Origin of the sequence: Paraburkholderia sp. SIMBA_030, assembly GCF_046535245.1 — a bacterium.
Taxonomy (GTDB): Bacteria; Pseudomonadota; Gammaproteobacteria; order Burkholderiales; family Burkholderiaceae; genus Paraburkholderia.
In genome coordinates this window covers 98,171-121,671 of sequence record NZ_JAWRXB010000017.1, presented here as the reverse complement: position 1 = coordinate 121,671, position 23,501 = coordinate 98,171, and the positions used below count along the sequence as shown (strand labels likewise).

The following is a 23,501-nucleotide window of genomic DNA, read 5'->3' as shown; positions in this document are numbered from 1 at the left end:
GACGACGACCAGTAAGCCGCACCGCAGCGCCAGCGGGGAAAGCTACGCGAGCGACGGCAGCAGGCCGCCGCTCGCGCCGATTCGATTTACTGCGCGCTGGCTCGAGGCCGGCGCGCATCCTCACGCATTCCGAAGATGAGACTTTTGAAGTTTCACCGGCCGCGCGCCGTGTGGACGGTTTCGCGCCAGCCGGTACTGACGGCCGGCGCCGCGTGGCTGACCGCGCTGAGCCTGTGCCTGAGTTTGAACGCGGCTTCGGCACAGGCGAAGCCTTCAATCGCGCAATACGGCGAGCCTAAATACTCGGCTGAATTCAACCACTTCGACTATGCGAATCCCGACGCGCCGGCTAACGGCACACTGAGCTTCGAAAACTACAACGAACTGCAGACTTACGATTCGCTGAATCCATTTCTGGTGCGCGGCGCGCCCGCGCCGGACATTCAGAATCTGATGTTCGACACGCTGATGCAGCGCAGCTGGGACGAACTGGCGTCCGAATACCCGCTGATCGCGGACGACGTCGAGGTTGCCCCCGACCTGGGTTCGGCGACGTTCCATATCAACCCGACCGCACGTTTTTCTAACGGCGATCCGATCACCGCTGCCGACGTCAAATATTCGTACGACACGCTGACCGGTCCACAGGCTTCACCGCTTTTCAACGCGCAGTTCTCGGTCATCAAAAGCGCGACGGTAATCGACAGGAACGCGATCCGCTTCGATTTCAAGCATCCCGAACGCGATGCGCCGCTGATTGCGGGCGACCTGCCGATCTTCTCGCCGAAGTGGGGGATGCAGCCCAACGGCAAGCGCCCGGCGTTCGATCAGATCGCCACCGTGCCGCCGATCGGCAGCGGCCCGTATCTGATCGATGAACGCAAGAACGACAAGCAGATTTCCTATCGCCGCAACCCTGACTACTGGGCGTCGAATCTGCCGTCGCGACGCGGCATGTTCCGCTTCCAGCACATCACCTTCAAGCTGTACCGTGACCACTACACGCAACTCGAAGCCTTCAAGGCGGGCGATGCGGACGTCGTCGTTGAATACAGCGCGACGCAGTGGGCGCGCAAGTACGTAGGCAAGAATTTCGACAACGGGCTGCTGAAGAAGGGCGAGTTCGCCGACGGTCCCGCGCAGATGCAGGGCATGCTGATGAATCTGCGCAAGTCGATGTTCCAGGACCCGCGCGTGCGCCACGCACTCACGCTGGCATTCGACTACGACTGGATGAACCGGATGATGTTCTATGGCCAATACCGGCGCACCAGCAGTTATTTCGAGGCGAGTCCGTTCGGCGCGACCGGCACGCCCAGCCCCAGGGAACTGGCGCTGCTCGAACCGCTGCGCGCCAGTGTGCCGCCCGAAGTATTCGGCCCGATGCCCAAGCAACCCACTACGATTGCGCCGGATTCCCTGCGCGGCAATCTGCGTGTCGCCCGCGATCTGCTGGCGCAGGCCGGATGGCACTATCGCGACGGCGCATTGCGCGACGCGAACGGCACGCCGATGACGATCGAGATCATGGACGATCAGCCAGGCATGGATCGGTTGATCCTGCCGTATATGCAAGCGCTCGGCATGCTCGGCATCCAGGCCCATATGCGCGAAATCGACAGTGCGTTGTACGAGAAGCGTCTGAACAATTTCGAGTACGACATGACCACCTTTATCTATCCGCCGGTGACGATTCCGGGCGCCGAACTGACGCGCCGTTTCGGCAGTGCCGCCGCGTCGGAAGTCGGCTCCGAGAACTATCCGGGGATTCGATCGAAAGCGGTCGACTCGCTGATTCGCTCCGCGCTCTTGGCCACCAATCTCGACGATCTGGAGGCGGCGACCCGTGCGCTCGACCGCGTCCTGATCTACTCGTTCTATCTGGTGCCGGAGTACTACGCGCCGGGCGCGCGCATCGGCTACAAGACGACATTGGCGTTCCCGAAGATCGTGCCCGCGTCTTACCAGTACGAAGACTGGGTCATCGATTACTGGTACGAAAAAGCGCCACGCACACCGGCGACTCAAACCACCCAGGCGGCGCAGTCCGCTGTTTCAACCACGGCTACGGCTCACTGAGGACCAGCATGCTCGCCTACATTCTCAGACGATTGCTGTTGATGGTGCCGACGTTGCTCGGCGTGGTCACGCTGACCTTTGTCGTCACGCAGTTCGTGCCGGGTGGGCCGGTCGAACAGGTGATGACGCAACTCCGCCACGGCACTGGCCGTGGCGGAGAGGCGGGGGCGGGGGCGGGCGGCTATCACGGCAGCCAGGGCGTCGATCCTTTGCAGATCGCACAGATCAAGAAGCAGTTCGGTTTCGACAAGCCGCCGCTCGAACGTTATCTGCTGATGCTCGAGCACTATGCGACGTTCAATCTCGGTCAGTCGTACTTCCAGCATGAAAGCGTGTGGGAGGTGATCCGCTCGAAGCTGCCGGTGTCGATCACGCTCGGCATCTGGACGGTGCTGCTCACGTATCTGATATCGGTGCCGTTGGGCATTGCGAAAGCGGTGCGCAACGGCTCGCGCTTCGATACGGTCACGAGCGTGCTGGTGCTGGCCGGCTACGCGATTCCCGGCTTCGTGCTCGGCGTGCTGCTGCTGATGCTGTTCGGCGGCGGCACCTTCTGGCAGGTGTTTCCAATGCGCGGCCTCACGTCGGATAACTTCGGCGAACTGAGCACCTTCGGCAAAGTACTCGATTACCTGTGGCACATCGTGCTGCCGGTGACGGCCTCGGTAGTCGGCAACTTCGCGATCGTCACGATTCTCACCAAGAACACGTTCCTCGAAGAGATCGGCCGTCAATATGTGTTGACCGCGCGCGCCAAGGGCGCGCCGGAGCGCGACGTGCTGTGGAAGCACGTGCTGCGCAATGCCGCGATCCCGTTGTTGACGGGTCTGCCGGCCGCGTTTGTCGGCGCATTCCTGAACGGCAACCTGCTGATCGAAACGCTGTTCTCGCTCGACGGCATGGGGCAACTTTCGTACGACTCGGTGATTCGCCGGGATTATCCGGTCGTGCTCGGTTCGCTCTTTCTCTTCACGCTGATCGGCCTCGTAACCAAACTCATCGCTGACGTCTGCTATGTCCTTGTCGACCCCCGCATCCAATTCAACCGCCTGGACCGCTGACGCGGCGGGCGTGGCGCACGCGGCGTCGCCGTCGCCATGGCGGCGCACGTGGCTGCGCTTCAAACAGCAGCGTCTCGGTTACTGGAGCCTCGTGATCTTCGTATCGCTGTTCGCCATCAGCCTGCTCGGCGAGGTGCTGTCCAACGATCGCCCGCTGGTGGTCCGATACGAAGGCCACTATTACTTCCCGATCGTGAAGGACTATTCGGAGACCATGTTCGGCGGCGATTTTCCGGCCCGCGCGAATTACCTGGACCCGTATATCCGCTCGCGGCTCGAATCGAACGGCAACTTCGCGATCTATCCGCCGAATCATTTCCACTACGAGACGATCGATTACTTCGCCGCGCATCCGTATCCGGCACCGCCGACGACGACCAACTGGCTCGGTACCGATCAATACGGCCGCGACGTGCTCGCGCGGCTCCTGTACGGTTTCCGGCTTTCGGTGCTGATGGCGCTCGCGCTGACCGTGTCCGGCGTGCTGGTCGGCGTGTTGACGGGCGCGGTGCAGGGTTTTTATGGCGGCCGCACCGATCTGATCGGGCAACGCCTGATCGAGATCTGGAGTTCGATGCCGGACCTGTATCTGCTGATTATCTTCGCGTCGATTTTCGAGCCGACCTTGTGGCTGCTGTTTATTCTGCTGTCGATGTTCGGCTGGCTCGTGCTGTCCGACTACGTGCGCGCCGAATTCCTGCGTAACCGTTCGCTCGATTACGTCAAGGCTGCACGCACGATGGGCCTCTCCAACTGGCAGATCATGTGGCGCCACGTGCTGCCCAATAGCCTGACGCCGGTGATTACATTCCTGCCGTTTCGCATGAGCGCGGCGATTCTGTCGCTGACGAGTCTCGACTTTCTCGGCCTGGGCGTGCCGCCGCCGACGCCGAGCCTAGGTGAATTGCTTCAGCAGGGCAAGAACAACCTCGACGCCTGGTGGATTTCGATTTCGGCGTTTGCCGCGCTGGTGATCACGCTGCTGCTGCTGACCTTCATGGGCGATGCGCTGCGCAATGCGCTCGATACGCGCTCGCGCGGTTCGGCTTTCGGCGGAGGTCCGCGATGAGCGACGCCAGGCTGAACCGTCCCTTGCTGGAAATCGACCGCTTCTCCGTGCGTTTCGGCGACAAGATCGCGGTGCATGAACTGAGCCTCTCGATCGCGCGCGGTGAACGGGTCGCGCTGGTCGGCGAATCGGGCTCGGGCAAAAGCGTCACTGCGTTGTCGATCTTGCAGCTGGTCGAGCATGCGGCGCTGAGCGGGCGCATCCTGCTCGATGGTGAAGACCTGCTGCAAAAAACCGAACAGCAGATGCGCGGAATTCGCGGCGCGGATGTCGCGATGGTGTTTCAGGAGCCGATGACCGCGCTCAATCCGCTCTTCACGATCGGCAAGCAGATCGCCGAGAGTTTGCGCCTGCACGAAGGCTTGCGGCCCAACGCGGCACGCGAGCGCGGCATCGAATTGCTCAGACGCACCGGCATTCCCGAGCCGGAACGGCGCATCGACAGTTTTCCGCACCAACTGTCCGGCGGGCAGCGGCAGCGCGCGATGATCGCGATGGCGCTCGCGTGCCGCCCGCGTTTGCTGCTCGCCGACGAACCCACTACCGCGCTCGACGTCACCGTGCGTCAGCAAATCGTCGATCTGCTGATCGCGTTGCAGGAACAGGAAGCGGCCGAACGCGGCATGGCCGTGCTGCTGATTACGCACGACCTGAATCTGGTCAAGCGCTTCGCGCAGCGCGTCGCGGTGATGGAGAAGGGCGTGCTGGTCGAAACCAATACGACCGAAGCTTTGTTCGCCGATCCGCAGCATCCGTATACGAAGCGCCTGCTCGACAGCGAGCCGCAACGCGCGGTCGAGCCGATCGAAGCCGGCGCGCGGCGGCTGCTCGAAGTGCAAGGCCTCACGGTCGATTACCGCATGTCCGCGAAGGGCTGGCGTTCGATGTTCAGACGCTCCACGTTTCGCGCGGTACAGGAGGTCGATTTGAGCTTGCGGCGCGGCGAGACGCTCGGGATCGTCGGCGAATCGGGTTCGGGCAAGTCGACGCTGGCGGCCACCGTGCTCGGTTTGCAGCAGCCCGCCGCGGGTCATATTCATATCGACGGCTTGCCGTTGTCGACGCTGAAGACCGCCACCTCGCGCCGTGCGCTGTATGCGCGCATGCAGGTCGTGTTTCAGGACCCGTTCGGTTCGCTGTCGCCGCGCATGACGGTGGAGCAGATCATCGGCGAAGGCCTTGCCATGCATCGGCCGGAAGTGGATGCGAAGGCGCGGCGCGCGCGCGTGGGCGGCCTTCTCGAAGAGGTCGGCATGCCCGCCGATGCGATGCTGCGCTATCCGCACGAATTTTCCGGCGGACAGCGCCAACGCATTGCGATTGCGCGCGCGCTGGCGGTCGAGCCGGAGTTGCTGGTGCTCGACGAGCCGACCAGCGCACTCGACGTGTCGATTCAGAAGCAGGTGCTGAATCTGCTGACAAATCTGCAGAAAAAGTACAAGCTTAGCTTTTTGTTCATCACGCACGATCTGGCGGTGATGCGAGCCATGGCGCATCGCGTGATCGTGATGAAGTCGGGACGCATCGTGGAAGCCGGCGACACGCTCGACGTGCTGCATGCGCCGTCGCATCCTTATACCCAGTCGCTGCTGGCGTCGTCGCTGGTCCTGCCGCCGCCGGGCTGAACAGAGATTCACACGGGAACCTCGAATGATTGACGAACGTTGGGCGCAAGCCGCACGTACGCTGACGAGCCGCGCGGCATTCTGGTCGCTGCGCATTGTCGACGAACAGATCGACGACCACGAAATCCGCAACGACATCGCGCAGCCGCTGCGTACGGTGCGCGATCGTGGCGCGATGCTGATCGCATGGGTGGGCGCGGGAGCGGGCTATGCGGCCACGGCGAATCTGTCCGCGGCGGGCTTGCAAGCCGCGCTCGATATCGCGACGGCTCGTGCCGAAGCGAGCGCCGCGCTGTCCTTGATCGACCATCGCGAGGTGGTGCGTCCGGCTGTCAGCGGCCGCTATGTATCGCCGAATGCGCAGCACGCGTTGCCGGGCCGGGCCGAATGGCTCGACCGTTTGGGCGCGGAATGCGCGAGCGCGAATCTCGATGCACGTATTGTCGAACGTGTGGCGGGCGTGCAGATCACGCATACCGATCAGCTCTACATCACCGGCGACGGCGTACGGATCGACCAGCAGTTCCGCTTTGTGATGCCGCAATTGAGCGTGGCCGCGCACGCGAACGGCGACACCCAGGTGCGCACGCTCGGCGGCAACTACGGCACGCTCGGGCAGGGCGGCATTGAAGTGCTGGCGCGCTTCGGCTTCGAAGGCGCGGGTGTGCGGGTCGCCAACGAAGCCTTGCAGTTGCTGGCCGCGCCGAATTGCCCTTCAGGCAAGCGCGATCTGCTGCTGATGCCCGATCAGATGATGTTGCAGATTCACGAATCGATCGGCCATCCGCTCGAACTCGACCGTATTCTCGGCGACGAGCGCAACTTCGCCGGCTGGAGCTTCGTCAAGCAGGAGATGTTCGGCTCATACCGCTACGGTTCCGAGCTGCTGAACGTCACCTTCGACCCGGAACTGCGCGAGGAAGCCGCCGCTTACGCATTCGACGACGACGGCGCCGAAGCGCACAAACAGTATCTGATTCGCGATGGCGTGCTCGAACGGCCGCTGGGCGGCGCGCTTTCGCAGCAGCGCGCGCACATGCCCGGCGTCGCCAATTCGCGCGCATCGAACTGGAACCGGCCGCCGATCGACCGGATGGCGAATCTGAACATCGAGCCCGGCGATAGCTCGCTGGACGAGATAATCGGCAACATCGAACACGGCATTCTGATGCGCACCAACACCTCGTGGTCGATCGACGACCATCGCAACAAATTCCAGTTCGGCTGCGAGTTCGGTCAGCTGATCGAGAACGGCAAGCTCGCGCACGTGGTGAAGCAGCCGAATTATCGCGGCATCTCGGCGAATTTCTGGCGCAGTCTGAGCGCGGTGGGCAATGCGGACACGCGCGAGGTGTACGGCACCTCGATGTGCGGCAAGGGCGAACCGGCGCAGATCATTCGCGTCGGTCATGCATCGCCTGCTTGCGTGTTCAGCAACGTCGACGTGTTCGGAGGCGCCTGATGAGCCAGTTCATGTCCTCGCGGGCCGGTGCATCGCTCGACTGGCAGCAGCATTTCACCTCGTTGGCCGATGCGGTCGAGCGCTTGCAGCACGCTGGCGAAACCACACTGAGTTCGTTTGCCGGCGAGCAGTCCGACTTCATTCGCTTCAACGCAGGCAAGGTGCGGCAGATCGGCAGCGTGTCGCAAGGCAAGCTGACCTTGCGGTTGATCGACGGCGCGCGCCAGGCCTATTCGACGCTGACCGTATGCGGCGACCTGCAACAGGATCTGGACGAAGTGAGCGCGGCGCTTGCCACCTTGCGCGACGGCTTGCGCGATGCGGCGGACGATCCACATCTGTTGTTCGATACGTCGCAATGGCAGCGCGCCACGCAGCGTTCCGGCAAGTTGCCGGACCCGCAGGGCTTGTTGCGCACCGTCGCCGAATGCGCGCAGGGGCTGGACTTCGTCGGCTTTTACGCGGGCGGCACGATCGTGCGCGGCTTCGCGTCCACCAGCGGCAGCCGCGGCTGGTACGAAGTCGACAACTTCAATTTCAGCTGGTCGCTCTATGACCCGAGCGGCCGGGCGATCAAAACGACCTACGCCGGCGACGACTGGAGCGATGCCACTTTCGCGCGCAAAGTGGAGCAGGCGGCGGCTCGCCTCGCCGTGCTCGCGCGTACGCCGCGCGCGTTGGCGCCGGGGCGTTATCGCTCGTATCTGGCGCCCGCGGCGCTTGCCGAATTGCTCGGCGTGACCGCATGGAGCGGATTCTCCGCGCGGGCCCAGGCGAGCTCGCGTAGCGAGTTGTACAAACTGCACACTGGCGAAGTCGCGCTCGATCCGCGCGTGAGCTTGAGCGAAGACCTGAATCTCGGCATCACGCCGGGTTTCAACGACGACGGCTATTTGCGCGAAAGCGTGCCGCTGATCCAGGCGGGCCGCAGCGCCGAGCGCTTGACCAATGCCCGCAGCGCACGCGAGTACGGTTTGACGCCCAACGGCGCGCTGGCGAACGAGTCGCCGGCGGCGCTTTCGATGGACGGCGGCGATCTGGCGGAAGAAGACGTGCTGGCGAAGCTCGATACCGGGCTCTACATCGGCAATCTCTGGTACGTGAATTTTTCGGACCGGATGAATTGCCGCCTGACCGGCATGACGCGCTTCGCGACCTTCTGGGTCGAGCATGGGCAGATCGTCGCGCCGCTCGAAGCGATGCGTTTCGACGACAGCTTGTACCGGCTGCTCGGCGGCGAGCTCGAACAGCTCGGCGCGCAACCCGAGTTGCTGTTGAGCGATTCCACGTGGGGCGAGCGCGCAACCGGCGGCATGCAATTGCCCGGCATTCTGGCGCGATCTTTCGAATTGACTTTATGAGCCTATGGATCAACACATAAAAACAACATCCAAACCTGAGAGCTTGCCCGAGGGTCTGACGCTGCGCCCATTGCTGCTCTCCGACGCCGAGCAATTCCACGCGATGCAGCAACTGCCGGTCGTGGTGAACGGCAATCCGCACCCGCCGTTTCAGTCGCTTGCGAGCACGCGCGAATACATCGAAAAACTCGAACCCAGCGAGATCGTGATCGCCGCGGCGATCGGCGACACGCTGGTCGGTGAAGCGGAACTGACGCCTTCGAAGGGGCGCCGCTCGCATGCCGGATCAATCGGAATTTGCGTACACGACGCATGGCATCGGCGCGGCATCGGCAATGCGCTGATGAGCGAACTGCTCGATGTGGCCGACAACTGGCTCGGCCTGCGCCGTGTCGAGTTGCACGTGTTCGCCGATAACCACGCCGCGTTCGCGTTGTACCGCAAGTTCGGCTTCGAAGTCGAAGCGCGGCAACGCGGCGCGGTGTTGCGCGGCGGCGTGCTGATCGATTGCTTCCTCATGGCGCGGCTGCGCGAGGCGGCGCCGTTCATGTCGACGCCGTCAACCGCAGCGCAGTCGACACTGTCGACGCCGAACCTTGCCGCGGAATAAGACCATGAACGATCAAACTTTGCACAGCGACCCGGCAGTGGAGAACCGCATCACGATCAAGGCGCTCGAACGGTCCGACATGGCGTCGTTCGCCGAGATCATGAGCCTGCCCGGCGTGCGGCGCGGCACGCTGTCAGTCGGTTATCGCAACGCCGAAAAAATCGCCGCGTGGCACGAACGGCGCCTCAAAGACAGTGTAAGCGTGTGCGCATGGCTGGACGGCCGCATGGTGGGGCACGCCGGACTTACGGTATTTCGGCCGTGCCGCGCGCACGGCGCCGAGTTAGGATTGGCGGTGCACGACGCATATCATGGGCGCGGTGTCGGCACGGCGCTCCTGCGCGCGCTGACCGAAACCGCGGATGCGTCGCTCGGTTTGCGCCGCCTCGAACTGCAGGTGTTCGTGGACAACACGCCGGCCATCGCGCTGTACCGCAAGTTCGGCTTCGTCGAAGAAGGCGTGTCGCGCGGTTATGCGATGCGCGACGGCGTGCTGGCCGATGCGCTGCATATGGCCCGTCTCGCCGACGCGCCGAGCTTCCTCGCCATCTGAACGGATTTTTGCGTGCCATTTTTTTTCATCGACCGCCCGGTCTTCGCGTGGATCGTCGCGCTCGCCGTCGTCGTGGCGGGCGCGCTCGCGATTCCGCAACTGCCGGTTGCGCAGTATCCGCGCCTCGCGCCGCCGCGCGTGGTCATCAGCGCGACCTATCCGGGCGCGTCGACTGAAGTAGTGGACGCGAACGTCGGCAGCATCATCGAGGAGAGTCTCGATGGCGCCGACAACATGCTGTACTATGAAACCACCAGCGATAACCTCGGCGAACTCGAGGTCGACGTGACGTTCGCGCCCGGCACCAATCCCGATCTCGCGATGGTCGACGTGCAGAACCGCCTGAAGCAGATCGAGTCGCGCCTGCCGCAGCAGGTCGTGCAGCAGGGCATCAGCGTGTTCAAGGCGGCCAACACTTTCCTGATGCTGGTCGCGCTCACGTCCACCGACGGCACGCGCGATTCCGTGCAATTGAGCGACTATCTGAGCCGCTACGTGATGCGCGAACTGAAGCGCGCGCCCGGCGTGGGCTCCGCCCAGTTGTGGGACGCCGACGAAGCACTGCGCATCTGGCTCGACCCGATGAAGCTGCGCGAGTACGGCTTGGGCGCCGCCGAAGTGAACGCCGCGATCGCCGCGCAAAACGCCACGGTGACGGCCGGCGCGCTGGGCGACGCGCCGTTCGTCGCGGGGCAGCAATTGAATGCCTCGGTGAGCGTGAAGGGGCAACTGATATCGCCTGCCGAGTTCGGTCAGATCGTGCTGAAGGCGAGACCCGACGGCTCTGCGGTGCGCTTGCGCGACGTTGCGCGCGTCGAGCTCGGCCGCGACAATTATTCGTACTGGTCGCGCTTGAACGGCAAGGCGGCGGCGACCGTCGGCATTCAGCTCGGCCCGCGTGGCAACGCGCTTGAAACGTCCACGGCGATCCGCGCGCGGCTCGCTGAACTGTCGAAACGTTTGCCGCCTGGCGTTGCCATCGAAATTCCCTTCGACAACGCGCATTTCGTGCGGATCGCGATTCACGAAGTGCTCGTGACGCTGTTCGAAGCTGTGGTGCTGGTGTTCTTCGTGATGTGGCTGTTCCTGCGCGATCTGCGCTACACGCTGGTGCCGACCGTGGTGATTCCGGTCACGCTGATGGGCGCATTTCTCGCGATGTATGCGTGCGGCCTGTCGATCAACGTGTTCACGATGTTCGGCCTCGTGCTGGCGATCGGCATTCTCGTCGACGATGCGATCGTGGTGGTCGAGAGTGTGCATCGCGTGATGGAAGACGAGGGCTTGCCGCCGCGCGAGGCCACGCGAAAGGCAATGTCGCAGATCGGCGGCGCGATCGTCGGCGTGACCGCGGTGTTGACGGCGGTGTTCGTGCCGATGGCGTTCTTTCCTGGCGGCGTCGGCGGTATTTACCGGCAGTTCGCGGTGGCGTTGATCGCGTCGATGCTGGTGTCGTCGTTCATGGCGCTGTCGTTGACGCCCGCGTTGTGCGCGAATCTGCTGAGGGCGCACAAGCAGACGGTTCATCAGCGCGACGCGCGCCGCGGCCTGCTGGGTTTTGCTGCGCGCGCGGCGAGCCGTTTCACATCCGGCTTCGATCGCGCCGCGAGCGGCTATCGCGGACTCACCGCACGCACGCTGCGCCGCGTCGGGCCGATGCTGGCGATCTATGCGGTGCTGGTCGGCGTGTGCGGCGTGCTGTACTGGCAAATGCCCGGCGGCTTCCTGCCGAGCGAGGACGAAGGCCAGTTGCAGGTGACGGTCCAGTTGCCTGCCGGCGCGACCCAGGCGCGCACGCTGGCGGCGGTCGAGCGCATGGAAAAAATTCTGCATGCGGAGCCGGCGATTTCGAATATCACCAGCGTGATCGGCTGGACCTTCACCGGCAGCGGTCAGAATGTGGCCATGGCCTTCGTCGAACTGAAGGACTGGGACAAGCGCGACACTGGCGCGCTGGCGTTGCGCGATCGGCTCAACGAGCAGTTCGGCAAGATTATCGACGGCGATGTGCAAGCGCAATTGCCGCCTTCGGTGCCGGGTCTCGGCCATTCGGACGGTTTCGTGTTCCGGCTCGAAGATCGCGGCGGGATCGGCGTGGACGCGCTGAAGGCGGCGCGCGAGCAACTGTTCGCGCAGGCCAAGGCGAGTCCGGTGCTGGCCTCGATACACTCCGAAGATTTGCCGGACGCGCCGCGCGTCGAGCTCGATATCGACCGCGCCAAAGCGTACGCGCTCGGCGTGCCGTTCGAGCGCGTTGCCGAGGTGCTGGGCAGCACGTTCGGCTCGACCTACATCGACGACTTCCCGGCCGGCGGCCGCATGCGCCGCGTGATGATCGCCGCTGACGCCGCCGCACGCATGACCGACGACGATCTGATGGTGCTCGCGGTGCCCAACGCGACGGGCGGGATGGTGCCGCTCTCGGCGATCGCGACGCGCCACTGGACCATCGGTCCGGTGATGCTGAGCCGCTACAACGGTTATCCGTCGCTCGACGTCAGCGGCCGCGCGGCGCCGGGTCATAGTTCCGGGGCGGCGATGGCCGAGATGGAACGGCTCGCGGCGACGCTGCCGGAGGGGATCGGCTATGACTGGGTCGACGCGGCGCGCGAAGAAACCGCGGCGGCGCAGCTCACGCCATTGCTGATCGGTTTGTCGCTGCTGGCGGTGTTCATGGCGCTGGCCGCGCTCTACGAAAGCTGGACGATTCCACTTTCGGTATTGATGGTGGTGCCGCTCGGCGTGATCGGCGCAGTCGCCGCGGTACTGCTGCGCGGCATGCCGAACGACGTCTATTTCAAGGTCGGCATGATTACCGTGATTGGTCTCGCGGCGAAGAACGCGATTCTGATCGTGCAGTTCGCCCGCGATCTGCATCAGCGCGGCTTGCCGTTGACGCGCGCGGTGACCGAGGCCGCCGCCGCGCGCTTCCGGCCGATCGTGATGACCTCGGCGGCGTTTTTGCTGGGCGTCGTGCCGCTGGTGGTGTCGAGCGGCGCGGGCGCTGAAAGCCGCCGCTCGATCGGCACCGGCGTGTTCGGCGGGGTGCTGGCTGCAACGCTGTTCGGGCTCGTGTTCGCGCCCCTCGCGTTCCACGTGGTCGCGTCGCTCACGCACGGCAGGCGGCGGCTTGCGGAGCTGAATCGCAGGCGCATTGAGCGACGTGAGCGCCGCGCGGCGAGCGACGCCGGCCGCTTGACGAATGGCCGGTGACGGCGCGCAAGCCGGGCCCGTGTGGCTGCGGCGCTGAACGTAACGTTCAACCCGCCGGCTGATTGGCCGCTTGCGTGGGCGCTTCCCCGGCCGTCCTGAAGTCCTGAAGAGCACGATCCGCTGATGAAACCCTGTTTAAGGCGGAGCTGCGGGGAGCGTCTCCGGGCAACCAATCATCTGATCTTTTTCGATATCACAGTGCATCATGACTGGTCTATGTAAGATATAAAGGTCCTGATGTTTCAATAACGAAACGATTTTGAACATTTCAAATCCGGCACCAGATTTCTTAATCCGGTGTGAAGCGATAAATGGGCGGGTTACTGCGCCGGACGAGCTGATAAATTCCCGCGTTGCGAATTAAAACCGAATCGAATGCTCATTATTTGCGAGGTTTGAAGTTCAGGTTTGAAACATTTTTGAAGGCCAGCTTGCCAGTCGAGTCGGTTAATCCGCAACCGGGACGCACCCGCGGATCGTCGCCGGATCAGGCGCGAAAGCCAATATGGACAAGGATCTTCGTGTTGGCGGCGGCGCGCGCTTCACTGTCATCTGCTGCTTTCGCCGGCTGATTCATATGTTGTAATATGAAATGCGCGAAACGGTTTTCTTCATACATTAAAGTTCGCGCTAAACGACTGTTTTTCAAATTTACTATAGCGATGCATTCCGCTAACATCACGCATAATCCGCTAAGCGTTGTATGCCGGCGGTTTTCGTCGGCCATAATAAACGCACTCATATCGGCCAGCCTGACGGGTCAGCGGGGGTCCGAAACGCACCACAGCTTTGGGGAAAGATCATGCCGAACATGAGCATTGATACTGCGAGGGTTACCTGGTTACATACGCCGAGCCTGAACGTTCGTTCTGCCGCGCGGCGCATCGGCGTGTTGTTGTTCGACGGTTTCTGGTTGCTCGGACCCGGCACGGTGGTCGAGATGTTCCAGACCGCCAATGAACTCGCCGGCTCACGGGCCGGAGAGTATCCGCCCTATGAAGTGCAGTTCTTGTCGATGGACGGCGGTAGTGTCGCCAGTTCTTCGTCGGTGCGTATCTGGACCGACCGTATCGATGCGCGCTTCGGCGCCGGTTTCGACGTGCTGTTCATCGCGGGCGGCTGCGGCGCTCATGCGGCCGCGCGCGACGAGCGGCTGTTGAACTGGCTGCGCCTGGTGCAAACGCGCACCCGCACGATCGAAGCGATCGGCGAGGGCCGTCTCGTGCTGGAGGCCGCCGGCCCGTTCGAGCATGACGGCTTGCAGGCCAGCCGTCATTTGGGCAGCCTCGCGGCCGAGGCCGCGCTCAATGCCGCCAATGACCGTCACGACTGTGCACGCAGCGCGCTGATGTTCATCAAGCGCGATCTCGGCGCGGAACTCGCCCGCAGCGTCGCCGATCGCGTGATGCCGGGCATGGCCGCCACATGGGTGCCGTTGCCGGCCGAAGGCGGCACGCTCAGCGTGGCCGAAAAAATCCGGGCTGCCGCGCGCTGGATGGAAGCGAACTGCGATCGTCCGGTGTCGGTTGCCGATGCAGCGCAGGTGGCGGCGATGAGCGAGCGCAATTTCCTGCGCCGCTTCAAGCACGAAATGCAGGTGACGCCGTCCGACTATCTGCTGCAGGTGCGGCTGCGCATTGCCTGCAACTTCCTGACCGAAACCGAATTACCGGTCGACAAGATCGCGCGGCGCAGCGGCACCGGCAACGGCGATCGCCTGGCGAAGATCTTTCGCAAGCGCATGGCGCTTTCGCCCACCGAGTACCGTGCGCGCAGCCGGGTGGCGAGCGAGGTGTAGGCGTGCGCTGGCTCGGGGCTGAAGGCGCACAGCAAAAACCGTTCGACACGGCCGGATTGCAGGCCGTGCTTTCGCCGGGCAGGCTTCTTACGAGCGTAGCGGCAATGGGCAACAAGGTAACGGCGACGGCATTGCCGGATGTGAAAATCATCGAGCCCGAGGTGTTCTGCGACGAGCTTGGCTTCTGCTTCGAGAGCTTTAGCGCGGACGAGTTTGCCGACGACGTGGAGCCCGGATTCAACTTCGTGCAGGACCGGCATTTGCGCGCGGTGCGCGGCGTGTTGCGCGGTTTGCATTATCAGGTGCAGCGCCCGCAGGGCCGGCTCGTGCAGGTGGTGGTGGGCGAGGTGTTCGACGTCGTCGTGGATGTGCGGCTTCGGTCGCCGAGCTTCGGCAAATGGTGCGGCGTGCATCTGAGCGCGGCGAACCATCGGCAGGTGTGGGTGCCACCGGGCTTCGCGCACGGCTTCGTGGTGCTGTCCGATACCGCCGAGTGCTTCTGGAAGACCACCGAATACTGGTTTCCCGAACTCGAACGCTGTATTTTGTGGTGCGATCCGGACATCGGCATCGAGTGGCCGATCGATTTTGCGCCGACCCTCGGCGCGAAGGACGCCGCGGGCCGGCGTCTGTACGAAGCGGAAAACATCGCCTGAGGGAGGCTCACGGTAACCAGGGCTAGAGCCGTTGAAAACGACCGAAGGCAACGGAGCCAGCTAAACGACGCTCAGCGCGTGGCCGCCACCGCGCCGACGCTGGCGGCGACCACCAGCAGCGTGCCCACCAGTTGCAAGACACCCATCGGTTGATGCAGCACCACGAAACCGGCCAGCGCGCCGATAGCGGGCTCGACACTCATCAGTATTCCGAACGAAGCGGCCGGCATGTGCCGCAAGGCCACCATTTCCAGCGCATACGGCAGCAGCGGCACCAGTAGCGCGAGACCCGCGGTCACCGCGATCTGTCCGGCGGCGATGTGCACGCCGCTGTCGGCCAGGCCGAAGGGCGTTGCCACCAGCGCCGCCGCGATCAGCGACACCGACAATCCTTCGAGTCCGTCGAACTCCGTGCCGATCTTCTTCATCAGCACGATGTAGCTACCCCAGCCGAGCGCGGCACCGAACGCGAGCAGCACGCCGAGCGGTTCGCCGATCCAGCCGGCGCGATCGCGCGCCAGCAATACGACGCCTGCAATTGCGAGCACTGGCCACAACAGCGCTCGCGCCCGGCGCACCGCGAAGGTCGCCACCGCGAGCGGGCCGAGAAAATCGATTGCGACGGCAAGCCCCAATGGGATGTGCTGGAGCGCCGCGAAAAAGCATAGCGTCATGCCGGCCATCGCCGCACCTAGCGCGCCGGCCGCGAGCCAGCGTGAACGCGAGTAGGTGAAAAGCCGCGGGCGCACCAGCAGCGCGAGCACCAGTGCTGCCCAACACAGACGCAGCCAGGTGGTGCTGAGCGAGCCGTACGCGGCCATCGTCGGCGCGGATAGCGCCGCGCCGAACTGCACGCTCGACATCGACAGCACGCACAGCAGCGCCGCGCCGGCCGCCGCGCTTCGGGGCTTCATTGGAGTCGTTGCGCCGGGCGCGGGATCCAGCGCCGGTTTGATGGTGGTGTCCTGCATGGCGGTCTGATTTCGGTTCCATTTTGCGTTCGCTGGACGCTATCTTATCGGCGGAACCGATATTAAGATAAGTTGATTTTCTTATGCGGACATCAGGAAATTTGATGATGCGAGACCTCGACAGCAGTTTGTTACGCGCCTTCGTCACCGTGGTGGAGACTGGCGCGGTGGGCGCCGCGGCAGTGCGCCTTGCGCGCACGCAGGCCGCGGTGAGCATGCAGTTGCGCCGGCTCGAGGAAGAACTCGGGCAGCGTTTGCTCGACCGTTCTCCGCGCGGCGTGCAACTCACTGAGGCGGGACATCTGCTGCTGCCTTACGCGCATACGATTCTCGGTGCCGGAGCCGATGCGCGGCGCGCGCTGAGCGCGGGGCAGGTGTCCGGCACCGTGCGGCTGGGCATGCTGGAAGACATCGCGGTCGGTCGGCTGCCGCGCGCGTTGCGGCGTTTTTCGATTGCGTATCCACAGGTGGCGCTGGAAATCGTTGTCGATACGAGCGAGGCGCTGTCGAAGCGGCTCGCGGACGGCAGCCTCGATGTGGTGGTCGGCGATCCTTCGCTGGTCGATGCGGTGCCGCTGCTCACGTGGACGCAGCCGCTCTTCTGGGTCGGCGCGCGCGGTTTTAGCCGCGACGGTGAAGCGCCACTGCCCGTGGTGGCATTCGGCGGTGCGTGTCTGTGGCAACAGTTGGTGCTGACCGCATTGCGGCGTGCGGGGATTGCGTGGCGCATCGTGTGCACCAGTACCAGTTTGCCGGCGGTGCAATCGGCGGTCGAAGCGGGCCTTGGCGTGTCGGTGCTGCTCGACGGCAATATCCGCTCCGAGTCGATGCGTGTGCTGGGCCAGGCCGATGGCTTGCCCGATGCGCCCACTGCCGATTTCGGGCTCTTCATGCGGGCGGTCTCCGGTGCGCAGGCGGCCGCCGTGCAGACTTTGCAAACCTTCCTCTGCGAGGAATTGCACCTTGGCTTGCGCGAAAGCGAACCGCTTGTGTTGTCAGCTGCGTTGCCGGCGGGCTAGCGATTCGGCTGCGCACGATCCAGGCCGGGCACACAGTCGGCCTCGACACCGCATTCAATGTTGCGCATGCAACCAATGCGCAACAACCGGCCCACACAATCTGCCCATGAAACCTGTCTTGTCGTTTTGCCTGTCGATGACGGCTGTCGCCTGCACCCTGTATGCCGCCGCCTTAGCCGCCGCGCCGTCCGCACCCGGCGCGTTGGCCGCAGGCCTCCCGCAGCCGGGTTCGGCCAGTCAACCGGCGCTCGCCGCGCCTGCCGCAAGCAGCTGCGCCGCGCCCGCATGGCCGCGTTGGCAGCAATTCAAGCGCGATTTCATTTCGCCCGACGGCCGCGTGATCGACGTCGGCTCGGCCGATTCGCGCACGGTGTCCGAAGGGCAGTCGTACGGTCTGTTTTTCGCGCTGGCCGCGAACGACCGTGCCGGCTTCGATACGATCCTGCGCTGGACCGAGGACAATCTCGCGCAAGGCGACCTGACCGCGCATCTGCCGGCCTGGCTGTGGGGCCGCTCGGACAGCGGACAGTGGGGCGTGCTGGATGCGAACGCATCGTCGGATGCCGATCTGTGGATCGCCTACGCGCTGCTCGAAGCCGGCCGCGCGTGGCACGAGCGCAGCTATACGGCGCGCGGCACGGTGCTCGCGAGGCGCGTGCTCGACGAGGAAACGGCGAGCGTTCCCGGTCTCGGCCTGACGTTGTTGCCGGGGCCGGCCGGTTTTCATCCGGCGCCCGATGTCTGGCGCGTCAACCCCAGTTACTCGCCGCCGCAGCTTATCCGCGGCATTGGCACCCGGCTGCCGGACGACGCTCGCTGGACGAGCCTTCTCGCCAGCACCGGCCGGGTCCTGATCGACACCGCGCCGCACGGCTTTTCGCCCGATTGGGCGTTGTACCGCGCCAAAGACGGCTTTGCGCCGGACACGCAGACTCAGGCGGAAAGCGCCTATAACGCGATCCGCGTCTACCTGTGGGCCGGCATGCTCGATCCGCGCGACCCGCTTGCGAAGGCGCTCCTCACGCGCTTCGCACCGTTCGCCGGCTTTATCGCCGCGCATGGCGCGCCGCCCGAAAAAGTCGATACGACGAGCGGCAGTGTGGGCGCGAACATGGGCAATGCCGGCTTTTCGGCGGCGGCCGTGCCGTTTCTCGACGCGCGCGGTGAGACGTCGCTCGCCGACGCGCAGATCGCGCGCGTCGAACAACTCGATCGCGATACGCCGCCAGGCTATTACACCAGCGCGTTGAGCCTGTTCGGCCTCGGCTGGCGCGACGGACTTTACCGCTTTGCCGCTGACGGCACCCTCAATCTGCGCTGGAGTTCGTCGTGTTCCGCCGCCGCCCGGTAAGACGCGCGGCGATGCTGCTCGGCCTTGCGTGGCAGGTTGCGGCGATTGCAGCCGCAGCGCGTGTGGGCGCTGCCGCCGCGGCTTCTGCAACGGCTCCTGGAGCGGCTCCCGTCGCGACTCCCGCGACGGTTCCCGGAGCGGCCCCCGCTGCGGCTCCCGCAACCACCGCTCCCGTGTCGTCGCCCGCCGCGCAACGCATGTACGCAACCGCCCGCATGTGGTCGACCAAGCATCGCGACGATCTCGCGCTGCAGGCGATCCAAAAAGGCGCTGCTGATCGCGCCGGGCGATCCGTCGTTGCTGGCCGAGCAGGTGCGCATCCAGTTGCGTCTCGGCTAGGCACAGGCCGCGCAGGCGACGCTGGCGCGTCTGCGGGCGAGCGCTCCCGGCGCGCCGGCCACGCAGCAGATCGAAGACGAATTCCGCGTCGCGACCAACGGCCGCGAGGAACTGGCGACGATGGGGTTTGAGGAGCAGTGGAACGGAAAACCGGGTTAAGCGTGAGCGCTCGCCGCGTGATGCGGGAATTCGGGTAGCTCGGACAGGGTTCGCTCGGCTGGACTTGGTCCGGCTTCAGAATTGGACAATAAAGCACGGACGTAGCCGCGCGCGGCAGCCGAGGAGATAGCGACCTACCCGTTTGAATGACGCTGATCGACCCAAAGCAGCCTTGTCGCGTTGTCTTTCCAAAGGCAGGTCTCACAGGACGAGCGGCCGTCCGGGTACCAGCCTCTTCCACCGACGATTCGACCTTTGTCTTTCAGGCTGATATTGAGCGGGCGAATTCCCCCACTGAGAGGTTTGGAAAATAAGCGTCAGCTCAAACGTTTGCGTCCAGAAATATATTGCAAAACTAATTATTGATTTTTACAATTCTGGCTCTTCTGCGGCGGGGAACGTTTTTGTCGCACCGAACCAGGTCTAATTTTGACCCGTGAAAATACGAATCTAAAAATCAAATGAATAGCCGCGAACATCCCGACGCTTTGCCACTGACCAGCGAGCGAGCCTTAGAGACGTCAGCGCGCGCTACGTCCACCAGAAAACACTCACGGTGGTACTTGCCGGTAAGAATTAAATTCATGCTGGCGGGCATTTCCGCCGCGATCTGGAGCGTCTTCTCTTTTTATTTGGGTCAGCGCTGGCTGACAGAGATGAGTAACGTGTTCGGCGCGGTCTGGGCTTACATGATCCTGTTTGGCATCGCGATCCTGCCGGGTTTCATGAATGCGTTCCAGATGTCGAGCCTGCTAATGGACCGCCGGCCGGTATTCCGCGAAACGAACGAACGGTTGCCCGGCATCAGCGTGCTTGTGGCGGCGTACAACGAAGAAGCCAACATCGCGCAAACGATCGAAAGTATCGCGAAGCAGGGATACACTGGCGCGCTACAGGTCATCGTGGTCAATGATGGTTCTTCTGACGGCACGGCTGCCGAGCTCGATCGGCTGGACTATCCGTGGCTCGAAGTTGTCCATCTTCCGAAAAACATGGGTAAGGCGCGCGCGCTCAACGAGGGCTTGAAGCGCGTGCGTCACACGCTGACCGTCACGGTGGACGGCGACTCCTACCTGTATCGCCATGCGCTGCAAAACCTCACGCGCCGCTACGTGAACGATCCGCCGAACACGAAGGCGGTCGCAGGCGCCGTGCTTGTGCGCAATTCGCGCGCCAATCTGGTCACGCGGATCCAGGAGTGGGACTACTTCCACGGCATCGCTGCCACGAAGCGGATTCAGAGTCTTTACCACGGCACACTTGTCGCGCAGGGCGCTTTCTCCGTTTACGACACCGACGTGCTGCGTCAAGTCGGCGGCTGGCCTCACTCGGTCGGCGAAGACATCGTGCTCACATGGGCCATCCTGAAAGCCGGGTATCGCGTCGGCTTCGCCGAAAACGCCTGTCTGTTCACCAATGCACCAACGACGTTGCGGCAGTTCGTCCGCCAGCGCCAGCGGTGGTCCCGCGGCCTCATGGAGGCGTTCAAGGCGCATTGGCAGTTGCTATTCAAGCCGCGCATGACCACGGTCTTCATCTGGTGGAATCTGCTGTTTCCGTACATGGATGTGGTCTACACGTTCGCCTTCGTGCCAGGAATGGTGTTGGCACTGTTTGGCATCTACTGGATCGCGGGGCCGATGACACTGCTTGTCCTTCCAATGGCGATAGTCATCAACGGAATCATGTTCCGAATCCAGTCCGGCATGTTCACCGAGCAGGGCCTGAAAGTACGCCGCAATTGGCTCGGCTTCATCTACTACAGCCTGTTCTACGGGCTCATTCTGCAGCCCGCTTGTGTGGTCGGGTATGTGCAGGAGTTCGTCACACGCAGCAAGCGCTGGGGCACAAAGTAACCCGATAACGCGCAAAAAAGAAAGGAATCCCCTCATGCATTTAACTTGCTGCGCGGACGTGCGCTTGCCCCGGCGCGCGCTCGCTACTTTCGTCACGCTTGCGATCAGCGCGCTCGCGCCTGCGCACGCCCAATCTCATGATGGACCGGGCGCGTACGGCGCACCGATCGGAGACATCCTCTACAGCAACGACAGCGACCACTTCCAGGAAGAACGGGGAAACCTCGGCTATCTATTCGCCAACGGCTGGGGACTGGGCGCGAGCCTCACCCATTACAGCGCGCCCGACTTTGCAGCCACCGGGCGCGGGGGGTACGGGTTATATCGCCAGCATGACGCACAGCAGACCACGGACGCGCGGCTTGGCATGATGGATACCGATGGTCACACGACAGTGACGGGCGCATTGGACTACATGCGGCACATCACTGCCAGCACGGGGCTAGGCGTGAGCGCCGAGCGTGATGTAGTTGACTCGATAGTTGGCATCGAGAAAGGACTAACTTACAACAGCCTGATGCTCGTGCTTGAACAACAGTTCACGCCGCGTTTGAATGTCGGGGCCGTGGCTGGTGCGCTCCGGTTCTCGGATGACAACACACGCCCGATTCTGCGCACACGATGGAACTATGAACTGGTGGCGAACAGCGGCCTGAACGCGTACATCAAGACCCGGACCTACTCCGATAGCAACCCTAATCAAGGCAATTACTACTCTCCGCGCTGGCTGAATGAGTATTCAGGTGGTCTCTCGTGGCGGACGGCGCTCAACGACAAGGTTGTGTTTTTCGTAAGCGCCGACGCCGGGCGTCAGAATACGCCGGATGCGGCAGACAACATCTGGAGCGTGCGTGGCGGCCTGCAGAATCACCGCAGCCGGACCGTGCAGTGGCAGATCGCCGTTGAAACGACCAACAACCATGCGTCCGGCTTCATGGTCGGCGGCACGGGATATCGGTACACAAGCGTGACGGGGCGACTGCTGTTTCCGCTCAACTGAGCGTCTGCAGAGTCGCCGCGGAGAGGTGCCTTAAGGCCACGCGGACCTCTTCGGGCGCATCGACACCGGCACGGTCGAGTATTGCGCTGGCGGGTGACCGCATCCTTAAACGGCCGCAGGTGCGAATTGCGGTGTTCTCCCTCGGGCGCGAGAGGCGGCGCATTAGCCAGTGGTGAGTGCAAAATGCCAGGCGCTCCGCCTCCAACCCATCGAGCCCACCGGATTATCGCTCTTAATCGAGCCAATGCACGGATTGGCGCAATCGGGCTACTCGATGATCGGCGTAATGGAGCCACGTCAGGATCGGCGTAATCGGGGCATGCACTCCGAGAGCGTTCCACGATGCCTGACACGCAAGCAAGTCACGACAGAATTGATGCAACTGGAACAGTTGACTCAAGGCATGTAGCAAGCGCAAACACCAAGGAACGACTGGTCTTGGAGAGTGGAGCCGCCGCTCAAACGACCACATGACGGAGATAGCGACCGGCGGCTAATGGCCGGTTTGCGACGGTGCTCTCCTCCTGAACCCGACAGCCAAGATACATAGCCAAATAAGCGCTGGCCAATTAACATCGGGTATCGCCGTTATTGGCTATCCGGTTTCGGTCTAGCCAATTGACGTGTACTCATCCTGGCTATCGTTACATGAAAGTCGCCCGCTTATATCTACGCGTCAGCACCGAAGAACAGGACCTCACTCGCCAGGCCGACATTGAGGTGAGTACGCGGGCGGCTGGCTACTATGTCGCTGGTGTGTACCGCGAGAAGGCTTCGGGTGCTCGCACCGACCGGCCGGAACTGCTGCGAATGATCGCCGACTTGCAGCCGGGCGAGGTGGTGGTGGCCGAAAAAATCGACCGGCTCAGTCGGCTGCCTCTCGCCGAGGCGGAGCAACTGGTTAACTCGATTCGCGCCAAGGGCGCGAAGCTGGCGGTGCCGGGCCTGGTCGATCTGTCAGAGGTCGCGGCCGCGGCCGATGGTGTGGCAAAAATTGTCCTCGAATCAGTGCAGGCGCTGCTCTTGAAGCTGGCTTTGCAGATGGCTCGCGACGATTACGAGACGCGGCGCGAGCGGCAACGCCAGGGCGTTCAACTCGCCAAGGCCGCGGGCAAGTACGTCGGCCGCGTGGCCGACACCGGGGCGCGTCAGCGTATCGTCGCGCTTCGCGGCGCCGGTCAGACCATCAGGCGAACCGCTGAGTTGACGGGTTGCAGTGAGAGCCAGGTAAAGCGGATTTGGGCAATCCATCTGGCCACGTCCCAAGCAGCGGGCGACGCGCGGGACGTGCATGCCCCTGCCGTGAAAAGGTAGCCCCC

18 protein-coding genes and 1 pseudogene are annotated in these 23,501 nt (G+C 63.5%); 17 read left to right on the top strand and 2 right to left on the bottom strand.

From position 1 onward, the window contains the following. The first annotated feature begins 135 nt into the window (after window positions 1-135). The 9 genes from SB772_RS27145 to SB772_RS27105 are packed head-to-tail and all read left to right on the top strand — an operon-like array spanning window position 136 to window position 13,033. Window positions 136-2,079 carry an extracellular solute-binding protein gene (locus SB772_RS27145; protein WP_410836258.1) on the top strand — a complete coding sequence of 648 codons (1,944 nt, stop codon included), beginning with the start codon at window positions 136-138 and terminating at the stop codon, window positions 2,077-2,079. An 8-nt stretch (window positions 2,080-2,087) separates the two neighbouring features. Then, window positions 2,088-3,140 (top strand): microcin C ABC transporter permease YejB, encoded by a 1,053-nt coding sequence (locus tag SB772_RS27140; RefSeq protein WP_410836257.1) that lies wholly within the window; start codon window positions 2,088-2,090, stop codon window positions 3,138-3,140. Continuing rightward, on the top strand, window positions 3,094-4,209 hold the full coding sequence (locus SB772_RS27135) for an ABC transporter permease (RefSeq protein WP_410836256.1): 1,116 nt from the start codon (window positions 3,094-3,096) through the stop codon (window positions 4,207-4,209). The genes SB772_RS27140 and SB772_RS27135 overlap by 47 nt, the downstream gene beginning before the upstream one ends. Then, window positions 4,206-5,834 (top strand): ABC transporter ATP-binding protein, encoded by a 1,629-nt coding sequence (locus SB772_RS27130; RefSeq protein WP_410836255.1) that lies wholly within the window; start codon window positions 4,206-4,208, stop codon window positions 5,832-5,834. Before SB772_RS27135 ends, SB772_RS27130 begins: the two co-directional genes overlap by 4 nt. 25 nt (window positions 5,835-5,859) lie before the next feature. Continuing rightward, complete coding sequence (locus SB772_RS27125) at window positions 5,860-7,296, top strand: TldD/PmbA family protein (RefSeq protein ID WP_410836254.1); 1,437 nt, start codon at window positions 5,860-5,862, stop codon at window positions 7,294-7,296. Then, window positions 7,296-8,657, top strand: a complete 1,362-nt coding sequence (locus tag SB772_RS27120) for a metallopeptidase TldD-related protein (RefSeq protein ID WP_410836253.1) — start codon at window positions 7,296-7,298, stop codon at window positions 8,655-8,657. The genes SB772_RS27125 and SB772_RS27120 overlap by 1 nt, the downstream gene beginning before the upstream one ends. 4 nt (window positions 8,658-8,661) lie before the next feature. Continuing rightward, entirely contained in the window at window positions 8,662-9,267 is a 606-nt protein-coding gene (locus SB772_RS27115) for a GNAT family N-acetyltransferase (protein ID WP_410836252.1), read from the top strand. A gap of 4 nt (window positions 9,268-9,271) precedes the next feature. Then, entirely contained in the window at window positions 9,272-9,820 is a 549-nt protein-coding gene (locus SB772_RS27110) for a GNAT family N-acetyltransferase (RefSeq protein ID WP_410836251.1), read from the top strand. 12 nt (window positions 9,821-9,832) lie between these two features. Beyond that, entirely contained in the window at window positions 9,833-13,033 is a 3,201-nt protein-coding gene (locus SB772_RS27105; RefSeq protein ID WP_410836250.1) for a multidrug efflux RND transporter permease subunit, read from the top strand. Window positions 13,034-13,520: 487 nt separating this feature from the next. Here the strand turns inward: SB772_RS27105 and SB772_RS27100 are convergent, their stop codons facing one another. After that, entirely contained in the window at window positions 13,521-13,775 is a 255-nt protein-coding gene (locus tag SB772_RS27100; RefSeq protein WP_410836249.1) for a hypothetical protein, read from the bottom strand. Between the two features lie 60 nt (window positions 13,776-13,835). On the opposite strand from SB772_RS27100, the gene SB772_RS27095 reads away from it, so the two are divergent. Both SB772_RS27095 and rfbC read left to right on the top strand, forming a co-directional pair. Beyond that, window positions 13,836-14,831 (top strand): GlxA family transcriptional regulator, encoded by a 996-nt coding sequence (locus SB772_RS27095; protein WP_410836248.1) that lies wholly within the window; start codon window positions 13,836-13,838, stop codon window positions 14,829-14,831. Between the two features lie 104 nt (window positions 14,832-14,935). Further along, entirely contained in the window at window positions 14,936-15,487 is a 552-nt protein-coding gene (gene rfbC / locus SB772_RS27090; RefSeq protein WP_410836332.1) for a dTDP-4-dehydrorhamnose 3,5-epimerase, read from the top strand. A gap of 71 nt (window positions 15,488-15,558) precedes the next feature. On the opposite strand, the gene SB772_RS27085 is transcribed toward rfbC, so the two are convergent. Beyond that, the gene (locus SB772_RS27085; RefSeq protein ID WP_410836247.1) at window positions 15,559-16,458 is read right to left on the bottom strand and encodes an EamA family transporter; all 900 of its coding nucleotides are present in this window, start codon (window positions 16,456-16,458) and stop codon (window positions 15,559-15,561) included. Between the two features lie 104 nt (window positions 16,459-16,562). Between SB772_RS27085 and SB772_RS27080 the strand changes: the two genes are divergently transcribed. The 6 genes and pseudogenes from SB772_RS27080 to SB772_RS27055 all read left to right on the top strand — a co-directional run bounded on the left by SB772_RS27080 (window position 16,563) and on the right by SB772_RS27055 (window position 23,496). Next, on the top strand, window positions 16,563-17,477 hold the full coding sequence (locus SB772_RS27080; protein ID WP_410836246.1) for a LysR substrate-binding domain-containing protein: 915 nt from the start codon (window positions 16,563-16,565) through the stop codon (window positions 17,475-17,477). 106 nt (window positions 17,478-17,583) lie between these two features. Continuing rightward, window positions 17,584-18,828 (top strand): cellulose synthase complex periplasmic endoglucanase BcsZ, encoded by a 1,245-nt coding sequence (gene bcsZ / locus SB772_RS27075; RefSeq protein ID WP_410836245.1) that lies wholly within the window; start codon window positions 17,584-17,586, stop codon window positions 18,826-18,828. Window positions 18,829-18,839: 11 nt separating this feature from the next. Beyond that, window positions 18,840-19,284, top strand: a pseudogene (locus SB772_RS27070) (cellulose biosynthesis protein); the annotation flags it as partial. A gap of 626 nt (window positions 19,285-19,910) precedes the next feature. Further along, the gene (locus SB772_RS27065; RefSeq protein WP_410836244.1) at window positions 19,911-21,182 is read left to right on the top strand and encodes a glycosyltransferase; all 1,272 of its coding nucleotides are present in this window, start codon (window positions 19,911-19,913) and stop codon (window positions 21,180-21,182) included. Window positions 21,183-21,216: 34 nt separating this feature from the next. Next, window positions 21,217-22,182, top strand: coding sequence for a hypothetical protein (locus SB772_RS27060; RefSeq protein ID WP_410836243.1), 966 nt, complete (start codon window positions 21,217-21,219; stop codon window positions 22,180-22,182). 648 nt (window positions 22,183-22,830) lie between these two features. Continuing rightward, entirely contained in the window at window positions 22,831-23,496 is a 666-nt protein-coding gene (locus SB772_RS27055; protein WP_410836242.1) for a recombinase family protein, read from the top strand. Window positions 23,497-23,501 lie beyond the last annotated feature (5 nt).

Bases quoted from the DNA above. Each gene is read 5' to 3' on its own strand.
- SB772_RS27145 (WP_410836258.1), top strand. From the start codon at position 136: ATGAGACTTTTGAAGTTTCACCGGCCGCGCGCCGTGTGGACGGTTTCG.
- SB772_RS27140 (WP_410836257.1), top strand. From the start codon at position 2,088: ATGCTCGCCTACATTCTCAGACGATTGCTGTTGATGGTGCCGACGTTG.
- SB772_RS27135 (WP_410836256.1), top strand. From the start codon at position 3,094: ATGTCCTTGTCGACCCCCGCATCCAATTCAACCGCCTGGACCGCTGAC.
- SB772_RS27130 (WP_410836255.1), top strand. From the start codon at position 4,206: ATGAGCGACGCCAGGCTGAACCGTCCCTTGCTGGAAATCGACCGCTTC.
- SB772_RS27125 (WP_410836254.1), top strand. From the start codon at position 5,860: ATGATTGACGAACGTTGGGCGCAAGCCGCACGTACGCTGACGAGCCGC.
- SB772_RS27120 (WP_410836253.1), top strand. From the start codon at position 7,296: ATGAGCCAGTTCATGTCCTCGCGGGCCGGTGCATCGCTCGACTGGCAG.
- SB772_RS27115 (WP_410836252.1), top strand. From the start codon at position 8,662: ATGGATCAACACATAAAAACAACATCCAAACCTGAGAGCTTGCCCGAG.
- SB772_RS27110 (WP_410836251.1), top strand. From the start codon at position 9,272: ATGAACGATCAAACTTTGCACAGCGACCCGGCAGTGGAGAACCGCATC.
- SB772_RS27100 (WP_410836249.1), bottom strand. From the start codon at position 13,775: ATGAGTGCGTTTATTATGGCCGACGAAAACCGCCGGCATACAACGCTT.
- SB772_RS27095 (WP_410836248.1), top strand. From the start codon at position 13,836: ATGCCGAACATGAGCATTGATACTGCGAGGGTTACCTGGTTACATACG.
- rfbC (WP_410836332.1), top strand. From the start codon at position 14,936: ATGGGCAACAAGGTAACGGCGACGGCATTGCCGGATGTGAAAATCATC.
- SB772_RS27085 (WP_410836247.1), bottom strand. From the start codon at position 16,458: ATGCAGGACACCACCATCAAACCGGCGCTGGATCCCGCGCCCGGCGCA.
- SB772_RS27080 (WP_410836246.1), top strand. From the start codon at position 16,563: ATGATGCGAGACCTCGACAGCAGTTTGTTACGCGCCTTCGTCACCGTG.
- bcsZ (WP_410836245.1), top strand. From the start codon at position 17,584: ATGAAACCTGTCTTGTCGTTTTGCCTGTCGATGACGGCTGTCGCCTGC.
- SB772_RS27065 (WP_410836244.1), top strand. From the start codon at position 19,911: ATGCTGGCGGGCATTTCCGCCGCGATCTGGAGCGTCTTCTCTTTTTAT.
- SB772_RS27060 (WP_410836243.1), top strand. From the start codon at position 21,217: ATGCATTTAACTTGCTGCGCGGACGTGCGCTTGCCCCGGCGCGCGCTC.
- SB772_RS27055 (WP_410836242.1), top strand. From the start codon at position 22,831: ATGAAAGTCGCCCGCTTATATCTACGCGTCAGCACCGAAGAACAGGAC.